Origin of the sequence: Cupriavidus pauculus, assembly GCF_002858765.1 — a bacterium.
Classification (GTDB): Bacteria; Pseudomonadota; Gammaproteobacteria; order Burkholderiales; family Burkholderiaceae; genus Cupriavidus; species Cupriavidus pauculus_B.
The window spans coordinates 1-19,729 of record NZ_PJRP01000024.1; the positions used below are offsets into that span (position 1 = coordinate 1).

At 56.3% G+C, this 19,729-nt stretch carries 16 protein-coding genes; 5 read left to right on the forward strand and 11 right to left on the reverse strand.

Translation table 11 applies throughout. From position 1 onward, the window contains the following. Nucleotides 1–123: 123 nt before the first annotated feature. The 6 genes from CYJ10_RS30930 to CYJ10_RS30955 form a co-directional block, all read right to left on the reverse strand. Complete coding sequence (locus CYJ10_RS30930) at nucleotides 124–2,559, reverse strand: SIR2 family NAD-dependent protein deacylase (protein ID WP_101685264.1); 2,436 nt, start codon at nucleotides 2,557–2,559, stop codon at nucleotides 124–126. 217 nt (nucleotides 2,560–2,776) lie between these two features. Beyond that, nucleotides 2,777–3,577, reverse strand: coding sequence for a hypothetical protein (locus tag CYJ10_RS30935; RefSeq protein WP_101685265.1), 801 nt, complete (start codon nucleotides 3,575–3,577; stop codon nucleotides 2,777–2,779). A gap of 175 nt (nucleotides 3,578–3,752) precedes the next feature. Continuing rightward, nucleotides 3,753–4,229 carry a Mov34/MPN/PAD-1 family protein gene (locus CYJ10_RS30940; protein ID WP_101685266.1) on the reverse strand — a complete coding sequence of 159 codons (477 nt, stop codon included), beginning with the start codon at nucleotides 4,227–4,229 and terminating at the stop codon, nucleotides 3,753–3,755. Next, a complete protein-coding gene (locus CYJ10_RS30945) occupies nucleotides 4,226–5,932 on the reverse strand; it encodes a ThiF family adenylyltransferase (protein WP_146002155.1) in 1,707 nt (568 codons plus the stop codon). The genes CYJ10_RS30940 and CYJ10_RS30945 overlap by 4 nt, the downstream gene beginning before the upstream one ends. A 6-nt stretch (nucleotides 5,933–5,938) precedes the next feature. Continuing rightward, complete coding sequence (locus CYJ10_RS30950; protein ID WP_257993609.1) at nucleotides 5,939–7,159, reverse strand: nucleotidyltransferase domain-containing protein; 1,221 nt, start codon at nucleotides 7,157–7,159, stop codon at nucleotides 5,939–5,941. Nucleotides 7,160–7,187: 28 nt separating this feature from the next. Then, on the reverse strand, nucleotides 7,188–8,324 hold the full coding sequence (locus CYJ10_RS30955) for an SAVED domain-containing protein (protein WP_101685269.1): 1,137 nt from the start codon (nucleotides 8,322–8,324) through the stop codon (nucleotides 7,188–7,190). Between the two features lie 499 nt (nucleotides 8,325–8,823). Here CYJ10_RS30955 and CYJ10_RS30960 point away from each other — a divergent pair, with 499 nt between their 5' ends. From CYJ10_RS30960 to CYJ10_RS30980, 5 genes are all read left to right on the forward strand, one after another. Further along, nucleotides 8,824–10,416 carry an SAVED domain-containing protein gene (locus tag CYJ10_RS30960; RefSeq protein WP_101685270.1) on the forward strand — a complete coding sequence of 531 codons (1,593 nt, stop codon included), beginning with the start codon at nucleotides 8,824–8,826 and terminating at the stop codon, nucleotides 10,414–10,416. Between the two features lie 12 nt (nucleotides 10,417–10,428). Further along, nucleotides 10,429–11,757, forward strand: a complete 1,329-nt coding sequence (locus tag CYJ10_RS30965) for a nucleotidyltransferase domain-containing protein (protein WP_101685271.1) — start codon at nucleotides 10,429–10,431, stop codon at nucleotides 11,755–11,757. Nucleotides 11,758–11,766: 9 nt separating this feature from the next. Next, complete coding sequence (locus tag CYJ10_RS30970) at nucleotides 11,767–13,455, forward strand: HesA/MoeB/ThiF family protein (protein WP_219621561.1); 1,689 nt, start codon at nucleotides 11,767–11,769, stop codon at nucleotides 13,453–13,455. Between the two features lie 68 nt (nucleotides 13,456–13,523). Then, a complete protein-coding gene (locus tag CYJ10_RS30975; RefSeq protein WP_374703326.1) occupies nucleotides 13,524–13,970 on the forward strand; it encodes a Mov34/MPN/PAD-1 family protein in 447 nt (148 codons plus the stop codon). An 84-nt stretch (nucleotides 13,971–14,054) separates the two neighbouring features. After that, nucleotides 14,055–14,609 (forward strand): 3'-5' exonuclease, encoded by a 555-nt coding sequence (locus CYJ10_RS30980; RefSeq protein WP_101685273.1) that lies wholly within the window; start codon nucleotides 14,055–14,057, stop codon nucleotides 14,607–14,609. A gap of 374 nt (nucleotides 14,610–14,983) precedes the next feature. Here CYJ10_RS30980 and CYJ10_RS30990 read toward each other — a convergent pair whose 3' ends face one another. From CYJ10_RS30990 to CYJ10_RS31005, 5 genes are all read right to left on the reverse strand, one after another. Further along, nucleotides 14,984–15,409, reverse strand: coding sequence for an HU family DNA-binding protein (locus tag CYJ10_RS30990; RefSeq protein WP_101685275.1), 426 nt, complete (start codon nucleotides 15,407–15,409; stop codon nucleotides 14,984–14,986). Between the two features lie 235 nt (nucleotides 15,410–15,644). Then, nucleotides 15,645–16,343 carry a toll/interleukin-1 receptor domain-containing protein gene (locus CYJ10_RS30995; RefSeq protein ID WP_101685276.1) on the reverse strand — a complete coding sequence of 233 codons (699 nt, stop codon included), beginning with the start codon at nucleotides 16,341–16,343 and terminating at the stop codon, nucleotides 15,645–15,647. A 139-nt stretch (nucleotides 16,344–16,482) separates the two neighbouring features. Further along, entirely contained in the window at nucleotides 16,483–16,779 is a 297-nt protein-coding gene (locus tag CYJ10_RS31000; protein ID WP_101685277.1) for a hypothetical protein, read from the reverse strand. A 734-nt stretch (nucleotides 16,780–17,513) separates the two neighbouring features. Continuing rightward, nucleotides 17,514–18,095 (reverse strand): HAD domain-containing protein, encoded by a 582-nt coding sequence (locus CYJ10_RS35320; protein ID WP_374703325.1) that lies wholly within the window; start codon nucleotides 18,093–18,095, stop codon nucleotides 17,514–17,516. 292 nt (nucleotides 18,096–18,387) lie between these two features. Then, the gene (locus CYJ10_RS31005; RefSeq protein WP_257993610.1) at nucleotides 18,388–19,020 is read right to left on the reverse strand and encodes a hypothetical protein; all 633 of its coding nucleotides are present in this window, start codon (nucleotides 19,018–19,020) and stop codon (nucleotides 18,388–18,390) included. Nucleotides 19,021–19,729 lie beyond the last annotated feature (709 nt).

Consider the following 19,729-nt stretch of genomic DNA (forward strand, 5'->3'; position numbering starts at 1 on the left):
GCGCATCGCCGACTACCCCGTCAATCGCGTCAGCGAACTGCTGCCATGGGCCATGGCTGAGCAGTTCCGCACGACCGCCGCCTGAAAGCAACCCCGTCGTCAAGAACGCTGTCCGTCGGACGGTTACTTTTCAGGCGACATCGGAAGCGTTAGTACAGCAAGAGCACGTTTGGCTTGCCCAACTTTAGACATTGACTGCAATGAGTATTTCGCAAGTTCCCTCAGAGATTCGAGTAGCCAAGGATGTTGCAGATCTGGGCTTTCGATCCAATTTATGGCCATTTCGAAGAGGTCGGCCGCCTCTGACTCCGACATGCGAACGCTCAGCCGCCCAAGAGTTGCGAAATGCAGTCGCAGTTGATCCTTCGCGTGACTGTGTTCATCGTCGAAGTCTTCCGCCCTGGTTTCAGCTAGCCGTTCAAGCCAGTACTCGACCTGCGCTCGCTCCAGAGCTATAAGTTCACCGCTGACATCAGGCCCCATCTGCGCAATGGCCAAACGCCCGAAGTACCGGTCAAACGGCTTATCGTAGGGGCTTTGCAACGCTCGAAGCAGCCATGTGTACCACTGAAGGCTCGGCCTAAAGGACACCTCCAGGGCACGCAGCATGGTGTGCGCACAATAGCTTGCGTGATTAATGCGGGTTGGAACGCCAGTGAATTCGAGGATCTGGTCGAGCTGAAACAGCGGGACCAGCGATTCTGGAGCAGCCATCGCGACATTCAAGCGTTCGGCCATTCGATATCGGCCAGGCTCAAAAAGCGCGACCATCCCTTGAGCTGACTCGCGGCGCTTGTTGTCCATGCTTTGCGCCGCCTCCATTATGTTGTCCAACTCTCCGGATGGATCAATCTGTAGGTCCTTGAAATCCCTAGCAGCTGGAAGTTCGCGCCAAAGTGACCACTTCGTAGCGACGACACCACGGCTTATCATGTCCGCCCAGGCGAGGCGGGCCTGAATCCAAAGCGAGGATCGATCCAGACGGTGTGCTTTCTCAAGTTCCTTAGTGGCTTCCCTTATTAGCTTGGTGGCGGCGGAATAGCGCCCCGCTTCCGCATACAGCGCAGCACGTCGGAGCTTCCAAACCGCCTCGTCCGACTCAGACTCAGCCTCATCCATGAGCTTCACGACGTCACGTAGATTTCCTCGGTCTCGCGCAAACAGAGCCTTTTGATAGAGAGCATCGAGCCGGCAAGTGACATACAGTTCAGCGTCTGCCTCAATATAGGCTGTCCAGCGCTCGAACATGACGGCATCATAGGAGATCCGAGCATCTCGGAGAAGGGCAATCACAAGATAGCTTCGTATCTCCATTGCCGTATCAGGCTGACACTCCTCAAGCAACTCTCCGATCGCAGTCACCGCCGTCGCAGTCAGGAAATCTCCTGCCGTCGTTCTCCTCCAAACGAACTCATAAAGTACCTGTGCGCGCTCCGCACAAGTGAGTACTTTGAGCGCCGCAGGTCGCAAAAGCCACGCTTCGTCTACGTTTATCCCCAGAGCAGTTCGCAAAGAGTGTGGACATACTAGCCAGCCTGGATATCGGAGCCTGTCACTCTTCCAATTTGCTGCACTTTCCTTCAGGGCATTGGCGCAGAAATCGGCATCCTTAGCTGTCCGAGTATATGCATCTCCCCCGGCCCGATTTAATGGATAATTCTGGGACGGAGTAAGTACCCATTCATGCACGGGCCTCGGACGCGCGGAATTCAACGCCTCGAAAAAAATCTTCGTTACGCGCTCGTGCTTGTCGGGGGCACCTGCGTCAACGAGCGGTGCGAGATCAATCGGTGTGACGTTATGCGCCTCGAAATATCGACGCTTCGCTGCAGAGAGTCCGAAATGGCCAACGAGATAAATGCGTCGTGCTTTACCCCCGAGTTGGTCGCGAACCCAACCGGCCCACTGCAGGAAATTCGGATCTTCGCCCGAAAAACCGAGCAAGCATAGTTCATTCTCAACAAAAACTTGCCGAGCAAGATTCAGGAACGCGGCGTGTTTCTCCGGGTAGGTTCGATAGTCTTCTTCCGCGAAGATTAACGGACCTGCGTCGCCTATTGAACCGTGCAACTTCACGATTCTCGGTGCACGCGCATGCGGGAGATCCGCTTCAAGTGCGACGACGTCGTATCGCGAGTCGACAAGCTCAGCGGTGCGTTCAAGTAGCGTATCCCAGTTTGTGGTCAGCACATCGGCCCAAGGCAACTTCAACAGCTCTGTATGCAATGCTCCCGGCTGCCAAGCCTTATCCGGAAATCTTGCTCGAATGAAGTCATCGAGAGCGGCCTGTCCGAAATAGGTCCGATACTCTTCTGCGACACGAAGTGGATTCGCTCGTTCGTAGTCTTTGGCGTTTGCGCCAAGTTGGCCGACCATCTCGTCAATGAGTCCAGACCACAATGGTGGAGTCTTAGTATCTAGTCCAGGTCGCACCGCATTACGGCTGAAACCAGCACCCACCATCAACGCGGCGCCTCTCGCAGAGCCATCCCGCCAAAGAGCTCGACCCAGTTGCTGCAGCGCCGGGTAGTCCGGCAACGTTGTGAGATTGTCGTTCATATTCTTATCTCTATCGTTCTTAACTGGCCGAGCACGCGACAATGCATACCGAAGCTCAGAACTGGGCAGTTTCCGTTACAACAATGGTAAGCCCCGGTTACTCGGTTAAACTTCCGCGCTCAATAGCGTGCTCTGATAATGCAGATCATCATTCAGCCAGCTGGAACTTGACCCGCCTGGTGGGAATGACCTACGCTGCCCCTTCCGATCTATGTCCTCAACGATTCAACCACAGATTCATAATCGTTCCATCGATAAGAAAATAGGAAAGGATCAGCATCACGATCGAGAAACCGGCTCCGAACGCCCCTGAAAATACCTTCGTCAATCGAACAATCCCGCTCCATAACTTGTTCCCATCTGCAGCAAAATTATTTACTAACGCAATGTAGTGAATCGCCCAACCAATCGAGAACAACAGGACAAGCCATGTACAAGCGATGCCGAATCCTTGTGTGATCGCGTAACTACGTCCGTGTTCATCGACAGCATTCAAGTAGAAACCGACAATTCCGTGCTTCGTCATCGCATCGGCAAACCATGGAACAATCCTTACCTGCGCCATTCCTAGTAGAATCGTTGAACCCCACGCCATCAGAGCCGAGAAGAGAAAAATTCCGGCCCACTGATACCCCAAAATCCTTCCTCTCCACAGCGAGAATGCGAAGAAGCATACCGAGAATGCTGCGCTCGAATAGGCGACGTGCAGCCCGGCATCGATGATCTTAGCTGCATGAACTGCGTACAGATAGATGACCGCTCCGAGCACCACGAAAGCAAAGCCAAGCTCCGGATTGCCGCCGTCGCCTTGACGACTCTTGGCTGAGTTCTGGTAGACGACCCTCGTTTCATAGATTGTCCTTGCAGGAGGCTGAGGCAACCCAGAACGATTCGAATCTTTGCTGCTCACAAAAGCAGTGAACAGCGCTCCCATTACTGCTCCAATAAACGGGCTCAGGAACCAGTCTTTGACGAGCGGGTTTAATGCCCAGGAACTCAACGAACTCCCAACGTCCATACTCCACTTTCTCCTAACACGGTTGGCGGTTATACGGCGAGCTATCTTTTGATCATCGCGAACTCGCCAGAGCGATGAGATTTCAGATCTGACATATTGTCGGAAGCGTCGATATGGTGCTTCCAATCGCTTTAGGGTATCGGCGTATATGAATAGTTATCCCTCCGGAAACTGGCTAGATTAACCGTGCGCGATGTAACTGCTCTCCGTCGTGAACTCCGACGAAGAGGCCGTCGGGAAACGAGGCCTTTCCCACTATGACGAACACCAGCCCAGTCAGATTTGCTCGCGCCGCGCGCGCATGATCAGCCGCGAGATGTAGGTCAATACCGGACGGAGATGGTGCATGTTCAGGATGAGAGTGCCAGATTCCGACGCAATGACGTCCTTGTGCAAAGTATCGTTCTCGCTCACGTCTAGCCGCTTCGGGACTGAAAACGACGCCATAGCATGTGGCATTAACGGGCGGCAAGACCGTTGCCCCATCAATGACAATTTCGTCTCGTGTCAAATCAGGGGAGAAAAGTTGACCCACTGCTTCCCGGTCCCTTTTCCCCAGTTGCCGATGTGAATCAAGGGCCCTGAGCACATCAATTGAGAAGACGATCCGCCACGTTGCCCCGGGCAATTCAAAAGTATGTGGCTCTATCATTCCTGGACAATCGTGTACGGCCTGGTAATCATCCTGGAGTCGAAACGCGAACCGTCCGTCGGAACAATAGGTCGCGGTTTTGCCCCAATGCCGATGTTTTCGAAGAACGCGTTAGAACGTACCCAGGTCCAGATGGCCGAGGTCAAAAGACCGTCATCGAGAATGGACAACACTCGTTCGCCGGCGAAACCGGCCGCCTGCCAGACATCCGCCACCCCGTACGGATGGAAACCAGCACTGCACGCGGGCAAGTTCACTCGCGTATCCTCGGGCCAGTCGGCCACGTTCACTGCGCTGTCAGCGGGATCAACGCTTGGCCAGTTTTCCTTGGGGTGGATGCCGACAACATGGGCGGCAGCGCAGAATGGTTCCAGCCAACAAAGTGCGAGCGGAGTACCCGCGACCGCGCTTTCGCGATACCTGCTCAGGAGTGTTCGCACGGAGGTCTCTCCAGTGCATTCCACAATTACGTCGTACGCCCCAGGCTTACAGCAATCCGCAATGAAAGAGCTGGCGAAAGCATGGAATGCTCGCACTTTGATCTCAGGCACTTCCTTCAATAGCTTTCGGGCAAGATTGGCTGCCTTGCCAGCGCCAATTGCACTGAGTCCAAGAACGTGCCTCGAACAGTTCTCGGGCTCAAAGGGCTGAACGTCTACGATATCGATGTTTCCGACGCCAGCGCGAGCTAGTGACTCAATCAGAGGACTCCCGAGAGACCCGCAGCCGAGAACGAGGACCTTGGCCTTTTGCCGAGATGTGAACGTATCCGACTGATGGTCACGAGAAAGGCTCCACGAAGCGTCGAGGCGGTCCAAACGTATTGGTTCGATGGCCGGAGGCGCTACGAGTGGAAGCACCGGCCTAAAGATCTGGTATCCATAGAGCACTGTGCCTTGCACAAGCACAACGATGAACGGACCTTCGCAATCGGAGGCCTTCGCGTTGAGCCATGCAACAACGGAAGTCTGACCAAGTGTCAGGCGCTGGACGAGCCCCTCAAGTACAGGAAGCGTCTTCGGCCAAGTTTCCGGCGTCCAGGGCTCGTCCCCGGACATCGGAACAAACAGCGCCTGTCCCTTCGACATCGCCCCACGCCCGATCTCATGTCGGCGCGCAAAAGAATTCGGATCGCGGTTGCCGCAGCAGACGACTGCAGTCTTCCCCTTATTGAACGATGCGAGGGTACCTTCAACCGCGCCAGTAAGTTGCTCGAGGACCACGAAGGTTTTCTGCAGTACCGGCCGTGCGGTACGCCTGCGGTGCTGCCGAAGACTAAAGCGGCTCCAATATGCGAGCCTTTCGTTTTGGAATTCCCGCTCTATCCAAGTCGCATCCTCACACTTTTCCAGAAACGCCTCGAACGCCGCCAACACCCGCGTTACGGCCGAGCATGGTTCGTCGTAATCCAACGGATTCTGGACGACGCCGAGACAGACGCGCCCGTCCTCCTCAACGTGAGGCAATACTAGACAAAGACTCCTGTCGACCTCAATCTGCGCGGGCGTCGAGGGAAAATCTCGCGGTAGTCGAATCTTGATTGGCTTATCCCGAAGCGCAGGGTGATCAAGGTCGACAAGCCAGGTTCGCGGCTTGTTTGCCGAACCGGGTGTTGTCGCGCGCTTCACATAGGCTGAACCATCGCCGTCAAGCCAAGCCTCTACGGCTTGGGATGCGGCTTCAAGGGGCGATGGTTGGTTCAAGACTCTTTACGCGAGCGTGTTCTTCGAACCGACCGGGGTCGGTGACGTCGGGTTGGACCGAGGCTGGGTCGGCGCCGTTGCACGAAGGCTTTGGAGCAGACCATTTGTCGCTTTCGTGCTTGCCTTCCATGAATCCACGCCGTGCTGCCCGAATACACGTTGGATGCGCTGCTCTGATTTACTGTTGTAGTCCTCGTTGAAGAGGAGCTCCAGGTCCGACGTAAGCTGGCCATGCCAAGTGTGAAACTCGCTTGCCCGGAGGCCATCGTCTTGGTTCCACCGCTCAGCGAAGTTCTCTTGCGGAAGCGCGGGATTGGAGACCCAGAACTTGCCATTCACACGTTGAATTCTATTCGGCAGTTGCTCAACTAACTCCAGCACCAGTTCAATCGGGGACGCGAAAGAGTTCCTAGCTCGTGTCCAAAGGTCTTGGTACGCGTGCGTTGCCAACGTCACGAGGATGACCGAGATGGGCATCGCCTCCTTTCTGGTTTTAGAAATGAGCGGGCCATAGTAATAGTTATCGCGGTGGAGCTTGATGAGCTGCACCGTGCGACGCAGTACGTCGTCGATACGTACCGGCGTCGTCGGAATCGGGTCGATCCTTGCCTCGTCGAGCGCGATTCCTTCCATTTTCCGGCGCTCGAAGCCGAATCGGAGTTCCGCAATATCGCAGAACCACTCCGCGAATTCTTCCGGGTTGGATGGCGTCCACTGGGTCTTCGGATCGCGGACGCGCAGGTCGGTGCCCGTGATCGCCTGGCTACCAGGCAGCGCCGGAGTGACATCAAAATAAAACGGCTCGCCCGGATAGTTCAATCTCCAGCAGCGCGGTTTGGGCGTTGGCTCGCCGGCGGCGTCATTCAGGCCCTTCAGCGCGGCCCCAAAATCCGAGAAAAATGTTTCGGAGTCCATCCCATCAAAACGTCCACCAGTTAGCTTGACTACGATGTCGAGGTCAAACTTGGCGTTCCCACGTGGCGATATTGTCGTCTGTGTCCTCATGGAGCCCTGCACGACAATATGCACGTCGGCGTCCGCCACATCTAGCTTGCGTGCAATCTGCTGCGCCAGGACCTTATAGTGCTTAGTGGCTCGCTGGAATTCGTCTTTGTCCAGTTCCAACCGCTGAAGCATGGAAACGATGAACTCCTCCCACTGCGCCGTTTGTCGACGCGCCAGCAGTGAAGCCATGACCGACTTTGAAAGCGAAAGCTTTTGATTCACTTACCATCTCCAGGGAACCCGTTGCGCGTCAGACTTCCTTCAACGCGAGACTTGTTTCGACAATTTCCGCTTGTGCGACACCATGGGTCTTCAGGCGAACACCCCATGGATATTTGTTAGGCTCACTCTTTTCGTACTGATAAACGACGGCTGCTGGGAAGTTTCGAACGTCATAGGCTCCACCGAGCCGCACCGCCAGGCTTGAGGAAGCCGCAACGACAAGATGCACCAATTCCGGATTGGCACTGGCGACACTCCCCATCGTCTGCAGAAACTGATTTGTGAGTGCTTGCTGTTTGGCTTCAGACCAAAGCGCGTTCGGTACCGGGTTCTGAAGCCTCAAATGGACAACCGGTAAGCCGCCGAACGTTTCGGCGATCCCCTCATCATCTACCTTGTAGCTCGCTGAAATGGCCACGACGATTTCACGGCATGCTCCGGGCTTCAGATGCTCCAATCCGCTCACCTCGAAACGTGCACCATCGTCAAGATCGACGAGTTCCTTCCACTTGCGGGCAGTCCGTTCCCAATCCATGAGAGTGACATGCCCCTCGTCATCAAGAAGCATGCCCACATGAAAGAGGAGCGGTACATGGAGGATGCCTCCAACAACCGTCGAGATATCCGAACGAGAAAAGTCCTTGCAGCGATTGTTGATGTCGCGCGGAATCCCGTTCAAGTGGTCCGCTAGTACGGCCCGCAGGGAAGCCAGGCTTACAGGCGGATTCAGGCGAGAACGGAGGTCGACCAGAACGCTCTCGGGCTGGCCAATCAAACGGCTAGGAATCGCATCCTTCAGTGGCGCATCGGATGTATCCACGAGTCCCCGCAACTCCAGGACAACAATGCGCTTTCGCTCCGCTTGCCGTTGCGCTCTCCGGTGGCAGACAACGGCGAACCCAGCTCCGCCGACCGCCATTAAAAAACCACCTATTGCAACCAGGATGGAAATCCATCCCGGCGTGCCCGAGGGATTGGAAAGTTCGAAGGACACTTCGCCCCACGGAGTGTTGGAAGCTCGAACGGCAACGAGCCAGCTCGCCGTGGCAGCGATAACGAGTGCGAGACCACAGTTCATGATCCGCAGCCCCACGTTTACGGGCCGAAGGATCCAATCTACGAACCTGTCCACAACGCGAACCAACCATTTCAAAACGCCGTTCATGCGAATTCCGAAAGCCGTGGGTGACGCACGAAATCATACTATATATTGTGTCATATATGGCATTTCATACTATATATCGCTATTTTCGATATGTCCGGCGGGTAAATGTTAGGACATACTCTGCCTGTATGTCGCTTGCTTAAAGGAGACACCCTCAATCAACCACAAAAATGCTAAATATGACGTGGCGTTGACCGTAACCAGGCCTAGATCGTTGGGCTCGACGAAGGCTTGCGGCAGGACTGGAGTGAGAATAGCTGCGAAGTGATCGCCCCATGTACCTGATGAGGAGCGAGACTCGCCAAAGGCTGACGCCGCCCCGCGATGTTCGCCCGTAGTGCGCCTTGCGTATGGAAGTCCCCCTTCGGCAATCTGGTCATCGATGAAAACGATTTCACGCCGCTGCGAAGTCTTCGCAAACAATCCCCAGACCCGACTCTTGAACAAGTGATGATGCGCGCATATATACAGTGCGCCCGCCATTTCTGACTTCGAGCCTATGACCACCGCTTCGACCTTGCTTCAAGCTTCGCCGACTACCGGCCAGAGCTCGGCGGCGTTCGCCGGGCTTGACGATGAACAACTCGCCGAATGGCTTAAGCAGCGGAGCAAGGCTAAGAAGGAGGTCGTTCTTGTGCACACCAAGACGACCTGCAAGGTGTATGAGAAAGCAGATGCTCGCGGAGCTTTGCAGTCTGTCGACCCGGAAAGCAAGTCGAAAACTGTATTCAAGGCGATGGCAAAGCGAGAACGGCTGTTCATCGCGGAGATCTCGCCTTCAGAGATGGCTGGCGCTACGACGGCTGTTGCCGCTTGGATGCTTAAGAAGGCGTCCGAGCAAGAAATCGAAGCACTGCTGGAGCAGAGGAAAGTCTACCTTGGACGCGTAGATGGACGTGGAGACCCTATCACCCTTGAAACCGCAAATCAGGTCTGGGCCGACGCGGGCGGATGCTGCATGTTCGAGGGATGCGGCGACGATCTTAGCGTCGTTCCGTTGTACAACAAGGGCGCGCGCATTGCATATTTGGCCCACATCATTGCTTCTGATCCGGACGGTCCACGAGGAACCGTCCAAGATTCCCACCGGCTATCCAACCATCCCGAAAACGTGATGTTGATGTGCGATGCGCATCATCGCCTGATTGATAGCTTCGCGCCGGAGCTTTTCGACGCTGCACGGTTGAGCGAGATGCGACGGGAGCATGCCGCGAAAGTGCGATCGTATAGGGAGGCGATGCGATATCCCGTTGCGCAAGCGATCACTCTCTTAGCAGACCTCGGGAATGTTCCAACGCACTACCCTGACAGTGAATTCATGGAGGCGCTGCTCGCCGAGGGCTATTCCATGCATTCCGAAGTGAAACGGCACCTGACTTTCCGGAACCGCGACGACCGGACTCCGTCGGACTTCTGGGGAAACTATTTGCGGGAAATGGAGCTGCGCATCGGCAACTTCGTCCAGGACATCTGCGGACCAAGAAAGGGAGCGATTGCGGTATTTCCTGTTCATCACACCCCAACCCTTGTGCTAGGCGGCCGTATTGTAGGAGAAGCGCGCAAGGTCCTCGTGTTTCAGCGGTCCCGTAAGCGCGCATCGTGGTTGTGGAATCGAGACATTGCCGGCAGTCCGCCGGGAACATTCTATGTCACCGGACTCACGAACTCGCCGGTCGATGAAGTGCTTTTGACGGTCGAGCTCACTGCTCATCTGAATGAGGAGGCTATTCCAGACAGCCTCCTCAAGGCGGTGAGAAGCGGTGCAATGCCACGGGTTCGACTTACAACAGATGCGCCAGACAGCGAGTGTATCCAGCGCAAAGAGGATCTGGCACAAGTCGTGGATGTCGCTCGAAAAGCCATCAACTCCATTCAGGACGAGATGCGCGCAAAGCGCGTGCATCTTATTGTTCTGTCACCCGTAAGCGCGGCCTTCGGCATTGGTCAGCTCATGCAGCCTGGGCATCATGCCGCATTCACCCTGTATGACCGCCCAGACAACCAGCAACCATTCAGAGAAGCTTTCACCATCACCGGCCACAGCGTTGTTCCACCTGCTGGGTCTCATCAAAACCCTATCTCGATTCGCTAAAGGAGTACCCGCATGGCAAAGACCAAAAACGCTATGTTCGTCGAGGCGGCTATCCAACGCAGCATTGATAGCGCTGAGCTTACGAAATCGTGGGCTCCCGCTATGGAAGGCTTGAATGTTGGTTTGTTCGACAGCATCGAACGTCCAGAAACACGCTCGCGGATTAGGCAGAAGCGCGAACCGTACGCACACGCATTGAGCTTGGTTAACGACCACATCACCGTGCCTCAAGAGCAGATTGATGAGGCCTCTGCAGCCTACACGGACATCGCTGAACGCCTGGCATCGAAACTAGATTGGCCTCTCAGTGCTATCAGCATCTTCCCCCAAGGATCCGCGAGCACCAAAACGCTGATCCGAACAACTGGGAGCGGCAAGTTCGACATTGACGCCGTCTGCGAAGTGAACATTTCGATGCTAGAGGCGCAAGATCCGATGGCTTTCTTCGAAGACATCGGCAAAGCTCTGGACGGATTGAATGCGGAGCAAAAAAAACGCTGCTGGACCATCAACGTGGTTGGGAAGCCGTTCTATGTCGAAATCACCCCCTCGGTGCCTCTGACCACAGTTCCTTTGACAGTGCGACAGTTACACGGGCTCCGGCAGGCAGAACCCGAGTTCGTGTCCACAGCATTGGCAGTAGTCGACACCCCGCAGAAGGACTGGAAGACGTCAAATCCCGCAGGTATTCGGGATTGGGTCAACCGGGCTTCGACTAGGAAGGTTATCTGGGAACCTGCATTGGAGGCTGCTTTTGACAGCGTCCGAGCGCACATTGAACCGGTTGCCAAGCAAAGCGTTGAGGTAGAGGAAACGCTTCGAGTAGCGATTCGCCTGTTTAAGCGCCACCGCGACATGTGTGTGCGCCGTGGCCACCTCACGGCGGATACCCAGCCTATCTCGATCATCTTGGTGACGCTTCTGACCACATGTTACGAAGGGCTTGCGGACCTAATCGATGACAATGCTCGACAACCCTTTTCCCATGTAGTAGACGCTCTGATTGCCCTGGCAGAACTGCTGCCAGATATGATTCCCTACTATCGTGACTTAGGCTACTACTTGGCCAACCCAACGGTCGTCGACGAGAACTTCGCAGAGCGTTGGAACAACGACGAAGGTGAACGCGCAGAGGCATTCCGGACCTGGTGCGGACTCCTACGAGCAGACCTGGTAGCAATCGCGGCTCTCGACGACCCTGAAGACATCACGACGAAGACCCTTGAGGTCTTTGGTTGCACTGCTGCTGGGGGACCGAAAGGCGGAAACGGCAACTCAGGACCCCATATCACGGCTCCGTCTGCTCCGCCGCCCGCTCCACGCACATCAGGTCTCGCATAATCAGACTTCATGAGTTTAGATCTTGCGGCTCTTTCCGAAGCGTTCGCCGGTGTGCTGGTTGAACCGGCGACTCACGGACGCGACGGTTCTGTGGTTTCACTCCTCGAACTCCCCGAAATGTCAGCGGGCCGGCGATTTTCGTTCGCGGAACTCGTCCTTCCGAGAGGGTTCCCTGAACAAGCCATCGCTCGCATCCGCCTGTCACCAGATGCGGTACTTCGAGTGCCCCATGTCGAGCAGGATGGACGTCTTTGTATAGATGGTGACCCAGGGCCCGGTAGGGGTCTGGATGCGACTCAGCGCATTCAAACGCTGATCTACAGGTTTTACGATGCGTTCCTACAGCCTTGGAGCAATGGCAAACTCGATGGCGACTTCTCCAAGGAGCCGCAGAACTACTGGTCCGTCAATGTCGCTCAACTTCGAACGACGGATGACCCGGCTCGCGTCGTTTGGACCGTAGATGATGTTCCGCGGAAAGCACAAGTTCGCGAAGGCCTCCTGCTGCTTCCGAAGCGGCTCATCGTAGCAAGTGACGGCGACAATCACTTTGTCCAGCGCGTAGTCTCATCGCTTGGACACCTAGCAAAGCAGCGCATCCGTGTCATCATCGCCGACATTCCGATCTCGCACGCCTTCGTGCCACAAACTTGGCCACGGAATACCGAGGCGTTGCTTGGTGTACTGCGAGCGCGACTGAAGCCTGCCGAGTATCGCCGCTTCTTTAAGGATAGCATTCGCCGACAACGGCCCCGTGAGCATCGGATTGCGCTCTTCAGAAATCAAGAGGGAGGGTTCGCGTTCGTCCTGCCCGGGGGCCCACCCACTATCAATGAAGCGGTTAATCGTCATAGAGCCCGGCGCTCGCGCTCGAGTATTCAGCCGTTGATAGTAGACCGCATTGATGCCGATTGGACTGTTGGTCGGGACCAGAATCCGCAAGTCTCAGCTCGTCAGGAGAAGCATGTTGTCGTGTTCGGAGCCGGCGCACTTGGCAGCCCGGTCGTTGAGCAACTGGCAAAGGCAGGCATTGGCCGTATTACGCTTGTCGACCCGGACACAATGGAGACCGCGAATCTAGGACGCCACCTCCTTGGAATTCAACATGTCGACTATGCGAAAGCCCTAGCCGTCGCTAATGAAGTCAACCAGCGCTATCCGTCTTGCGTCATCACGCCCTACATCGGTACTACCGAACAATGGCTACAGTCCAACACGCTGCGAGGCGTCGATGCGGCCTTGGATTTGACAGGCGAGCCAGGGGTGCGATGGCATCTGAACGAGAGTCGACGAAAACACTCATGTCCACTTATTGTGGGCTGGATGGAGCCGTTCGTGGCTGCAGCGCATGTTTGCATGTTGACGCCTGAAACGCTTTGGTTCGCTGACCGAACTAGCACGGACGACAAGCTCAAATCACTTGAAGCGGTCGATTGGCCTGACGAGGTTATCCGGCAAGTTCCCGGGTGCAGCAGTCGCTTCCAGGCATACACGTCGGCAAACGCGGCGTATGCGGTGGCTTTGGTCTCGGAGAATGCGCTTCAATTGGTTGACGGTGACGTGGAGACCCCCAAAGTCCTGAGTTGGATACGGGGTCAGCAATTTCTGGATAAGCATTGGCCCGGGTTGACGTTTCGCGACTGGGCAGCGGACGCTGCGCAACACGTCGGGGTAACGAAGGAGCGGCCTTTCTTATGAGTTGTCGCACCTTCTTTTCACCCGACAGGACTCGGTATGTATTGTTTACCGAAAGTGTGCTTCGGCATATGTACAGCTATGCTCAGCGCGGTTGGAGACAAACTGAGGCGGGAGGTGAAATTTACTCCCCGACGCCATACTCTTCGAGTCTTCTCGTCGATGCCATCACAGGCCCCCACACAGAGGACCGTCGAAGCAGGCACTCTTACAATCCGGATGTCGAGGCTGCAACACGCGCGCGCAACACGGAATTTCAGCGTGGTCGCCACGCCGTCGGCCTGTGGCACACACATCCGGAGTCTCGCCCCACCCCATCAGGTCGAGATAGGACGACTACGGAAGACTATCTAGGGGCATTCTGCGAACAACGTGAGCGATACTTGAGCGTCATCATTGGGAACCGCGGTGAAACGCCAGCAATGACAGTCTGGTCTGCGGAGAAAGGCGGAAACTGGCAGTGTTGGGACGAATCCCGAGGCCAGCCTGTTCAGTTGATAGCAATGCTCTCGCCGTGATCGCACTAGGCGACTCGTTGGGATGTTGGCCCTAGGCGTCCCCCTGACAGGGGACGGCAACCCTAAGCTAAGGTGGAACGTCGAATGAAGATTCGGAAAGAGGTATTTGTATCGGTGGATGTCGAAACGTCCGGCCCGATTCCCGGCGAGTACAGCATGCTGTCGATCGGCGCGTGCCTAGTCGATGCGCCTGAGACGAGCTTCGAACGCACGCTAAAGCCGTTGAATCGGAACGCCGACCCCGAAGCACTAGCAGTTACGGGGTTCTCACTTGAGGAGCTTGAACGCAACGGTGCGGAGCCTCTCCTGGCGATGGCCGACTTCGATGCTTGGGTCAAAGCAGCTTGCGGCGAGGGAGATGTGCCGCTCTTCGTTGGCCTGAACGCCCCCTTCGATTGGTCGTTCGTCAACTACTACTTCCACCGTTTTCACGGTGAAAACCCTTTCGGTTTTACAGCACTCGACATCAAGGCCTATTACATGGGGGCAACTGGTTGCTCGTGGAGGGACACTCGTTCTAGCGCGATGGAAAGCCGCTTACGCCCATCGCAGAAAGGTAATCACACTGCGGTCCAAGATGCCGTCTACCAAGCGGAGTTGTTCCGTCTAACTCGAGAGCTGCAACAGAAAGGCGGTTGAATCGCTCACTCAAAGATACCTCACAGAAGAGCACATGTGTGAAAGGCCAGCCCCCCTCCAAATGCTGGTCGGTCGCGCCTCACTCATCTTGATGAGGGCTGGCTCGCTCAGTCAGCCAGACATCGACGTCGGCTTGTCTCCAGCGAAGCGGAAAGCGAGGGCCGAGGTGCGCGGGCGCAGGCGCAGGCGCAGGCAACGTATGAGGCCGTCGTTTTGAGCGGCGAACGACTGCGGCAGGAGTGACCTTGAGGATGACTGCAAGGTCGTGAGCGTCGAAATATGCGGTCGATGGTGATTGCATCCCGAGTATAGGGACACGCAAAAAAGGGAAGCGTGAAGCTTCCCTTTTTTGCCTTTTTGGCGAGCCCTCAAACTTACAGGGCAGCGTCCTTCAGCTTCTTCAGCGGACGAACCTTTACCTTCACGGATGCCGGCTTGGCTGCGAACCATTGATCCTGGCCCGTGAACGGATTCTTGCCGAAGCGCTTCTTCGTGGCCGGCACCTGAATTGCCGACACTTTGAACAGGCCCGGCAGCGTGAACTCGCCGGCGCCCTTCTTGTGGATCGAGCTCATGATGGTGTTCTCGAGGTGCGACAGGACAGTTTGCACCGTCTTCTTGTCCAGCTCGGTCTGCGCGACCAGGTGGGCCAGCAGGCTCGACTTATTGAACGTGTCCTTCAGCGGCTTTGCAACCGGAGCTGCGGCTGCCGCTTTCTTCGCTACGGGTGCTGCTTTCTTTGCCGGCGCTGCCGCCTTCTTTGCCGCAGTCTTTGTGGCGGCCGTCTTCTTCGTTGCCATGTGGCTCCTTTTGCAGGATACCGGCACCATTGCCGGGCTCCGCGCAGCATAGCGAAGATATGAGCCGCCCCGCAATGGGGGCAGCTCATAGTATGTTGCAAGGTGTCACTCCACCCTACCCCAGGGACAAGTCGGCGCTACCGGCAACCAGATGTGTCGAGCTTGGTTGAACGCGCGGCCGCCTGTATTCCGCAAGCAACAAGGCACCGAAATGGTCCAGCTGACTGGCGCACAGCTAGACGGCGACTAACTCGGCGAGCTTCGCCGCGACTTCTCCCATGGACTCCTCTGCCGTGCTTAGTCCGCTTCGTGAGCCAAGCAGCGGACTGACTTCGCGGAGCGCTTCATAGGTCGTGTTGTGCACGATCGGAACCAGCTGGTCGCGCGCCAACAATGCCGAAAGCTCTTTGTCGGCAATGCCCTCTTGGGGAAGACGAGCTAGCAACGCTGGCGTCACCAACACGAGTCCGATTCGCGAGTTCGCGAGGCCCTTGTCGATCGCGCGCATCAACGGCACACCGAGGCCGACATCCTTCTCGCTGAACCAAACCGAGACACCGTGCGACACGAGCAAGTCGTGCAGTTCCTTGGCAGCCCCCTGTCGGTCGTCCCAAGCGTGGCAAAGAAAGACGTCCCGCAGGTCAGGCTGAGTTGCTCGGCTTTCGACGGCACGGCGGATCGGCGTAAGCGCCTGAACCTCTGCTGCCGTGTACGAAACGGAAGAACCGGCTCGCGACCAGCGTGGCCTTGCGCTGCTGCCGGACCCACCGGAGCTGCTCCGGATACCCCCGCTACTCCCCGAAGAGGAGTACCCGTAGGAAGGAGGCGAATACGAGTAAGACCTATAGCCGCTGTAGCGGCCACCGCAGGCGGGGCAGTCCGCTGCCGCGCTCGCCGTGCGATGGCCTCGTACTGGTGCTGTGCATCTAGACATGTGTGTAATCCGTTTCAAGTCAAAGGGTTAAGCTGCCGTCGGTGCAGACCAAAGGCCAACGGCTGCATAGAAGGCGAAAACTGGTGATCACCATTCGTAGCCAACGACTGCCGCGCATCGCGGCAGTCGTCTGGATTGCTTACTGGTAGGTGCCCCAGTACTTCACCAGCCATTCACTTACGTGTTGACGAGAACGGATGTTGCTCGGAAGCTGATTGCGAATCAGCCGCTCCGCTTTGAGAGCGTGCGCTTTCGTGGCCTGTGCACCGCCGAAATTGTGGCGGCTGCAAAAACTATTGATGAAAGGCAGGACCTCATAGCCCTCGTGCCGGTTGAGCAGTACGTCGTCCGGCTTCCCTGTCAGTCGGGGATCGTCCCCGCGAATTGCGGTCCAGCTGTATGTGAACTGGAGATCGCCTTTAGAAATGGTGCTCATATCTCAATTCCTTCCAGGATGTCAATAACATCCCTTTGAAGTTGTAACGGCATTTGAATGTCTTCAAATTGCCTACCTAGAATTGAGCCCCAGAGACATCGAAGCTTGGTTACTTAGTCGGCATTGCTGCCCGAAACGCCGCAGGGCCTCGCCGATTGGCGTGGTTCCTTCCGAAAGCCTCGGCAGTATTGCGATGCATAAATCACATCTCAGCACTCTTGTACCGTTTTCGATTGCTCTTCAGTCACGAAGTCACCCCCGTTGCCGGTCTTGATTGCGGTTGGCGCCGCGCTCCTGACCCTAGCGGTGGATTGTGCTTCGATGCCTGAGGCTCTGCCGCCCGAGACCCTGTTCGCGTCCGCCCTGGAAAGTTGGCGCGTTCAGGGTCTTTCCTTTTTTCGGGCCCCAAAAGCTGCGGCGTGCTTAGGGGGCCATCGCAATTCCGATCATAGTCCTGACCACTAGATGTAGTGGTTTTGTAGAAAGTACGTGGTAAGTGTAGCGAAAACAGGCTGCAAGACCAGTGTTGACAAGCTCAGAGGACCGCTCGGCGCGTCCGGTGCGGCGGCGCCACATTCTCGCAAAGCGCGCTGCCTCAAGGTTTCCCGGCGTCACGTTCGGTGGCGCACAAAATCTCGAAAATTTTTTAATGGGAACAGATGCCCGATAGGTGGCGTATGAGCCACAACGGCTACAGCTTTCGAGGATGCGTCAACCCAAGCAGCTTTCTTTGCCTACGAATTACCGGACAGGACACTGATAGCTGGTAGCGATCCAAAGTTGCTAGCTACTTTGGCTTTCAGTTCCTCGAGCGTTGCGTGGTCTGCTATACCTGCTACGGGGTCTGTGCGAACCACATGGTCATGCAGCCAGCTCGGCCACTCTTCAGGATAGTCGTCAACGGCAACCCACCGCGCTGGTTGCCGACTCTTAACATCGAGAAGGACTTGGTCTGGTCGTAACATGCTTTCGAACCATGCCTTCCGAATTTGGCGTCTGTCGAACGTTCCGCCAATGCATCGCGCCTCACGGCTTTGCGAGAGATGCGATGCTGCGAACTCATATCCGCCTTCGACTAGCTGCCACGACGTCGAAAGGACAATCCGGACACTGGAGTACGGAGCTAGAGCATCTTCGAGTAGCGGCACGTTTTCGAACAAGCTGTGCCCGGGATGGTGTAGCCGTGCATTGGCAGTAGGATTGACTGGAACCGAAGAGTTGCCGCCGCGACGCTCAAGTGCCGAGCGTCCCAATTCATCAGTCGGGAGACACTCGTTACGTCCGTCTTTCCGAGATCCCCGAGCCAGCCGCGACATTCTTCCGCAAGCGCATCGAGTTTTCGGGATGCCCGGTTATCGAAGAAGACCCCGAACCAATGCAATGTGCGTATGCGTCGGATTGGCTTGCCTTCTTGGGCGGCTGGCGGTAGCGCCAACCCGTCGCTGCCGAATCCCAGGACAACGATAGCGACCGAAGTGGCACCCGCCGCAATGGAGCGCCGCAGTGCCTCGGCTCGCTAGACCGCTCAGGCATGAGGTGAGATTTTTTGTGCAGGATTGCACCGCGCAAAAAAGTGCGCAACCACATGGGCTGCGCACTTGAGAGCTCTTAGGCCTGCCTTCTTGCTTCCATTTCAGCAGCCCTTTCCGGCATGAGGGCCTGGACGACCGAGTAGGTTGCCATGATGTTCACAAAAACATGGCGCAGTGGCATGCCTGGAATGTCGGACGTCGCGGCCTTCTGCAATTGCTCGCTTAAAACCAAGTCATGCAGCTCGTATATGGTGCTAGCGCTGGGTACTGCATCCGGGCCGCCCCGAAACGCTTCATTGCTGAGCCGACCCGTTATAGCGTCGACCACAACGAACGATGCGTCCCAGGAGTCCTCTTTTTCAACGTAGAACAGGAACGGGAGACGTCCCACTGTTCGCCAGACGTCGATTGCCTCCCACATCGTGGCGTCGAGCATGTCTGCCACGAAGTAGAACTGCAAATCTCCCATCTGGAACCGCAGTGTCTGCAGCTTGCGCCCCTCGTCAAGGTCGATGCACCCGAATCCGAGGTTGGACTGTTCATACGTCGAGACCAGGAGGTGTCGTTTCTCCTTCGGGATTGCGCACGTGAGTACTGGCATGTTGCCAGGCAGGCCTCGTGCTTGCCTGAACGGGGATCCCACTTCGTTCAGAGCACGCAGTAGTGCTATGGGCAAACGATTCCGGCCCACAAAGTAAGTATCTTTCATTTTCAATGTCCTGCTGAAGTTATGACCAAGGATTGCGCGCTCGATTCGAACGCGGCAGATGGGGTCCTCCCCGTGCAACGCACCGTCGTGGACTTCTGCGATCTGCAACCCGTATAGCGCCAAAACTCCTGCATCTGACATGACCCGGAATCACCCGGATGCAGAGTGTTTCTGCTGCGATGGCCGCATCTTAAGGCGTGAATTTCGTGGGGAAAAGAGGCCCGATGAGCCGTTTGGGAGGCACCGCGAAGCTCGCAGAAAAAACTGGTTTGGAAAGGGTAGAGATTTTCAAATTAGAGTAACCCCTCTAATTGTCGATGATTATCGGGTGATGCGCCCCTCTGCGCTGCTCCGCTTGTCAGGAAGCTCTCGCTCAGTCAGCCATGCATCGACGCCGGCTCGCCTCAACCGAAGCGGAGAGTGAGGACGGAGATGCGCGGGCGACGGCAAAGTTGGGGCCGGCTCCGGACCTCGACAGAGGATTGTGGCGGCAGTGATGTTGGAGCCGACGGCAACACTCGTTGCATCGGTCCTGTAATCGCCCCGCTTCGAGGAGCCGAAAGATGGGCCGCCAGGCAGGGCGACATCCGGGGTCCCGTTCGCTCATGCACAGACTCCGAATCCGCTCAGAATTGAGCGGATTCCAGCGAAATGAGCGGATACTTGAGCGGATACTCAATAATTGACGCTTAAAGCACTCGTACGGCAA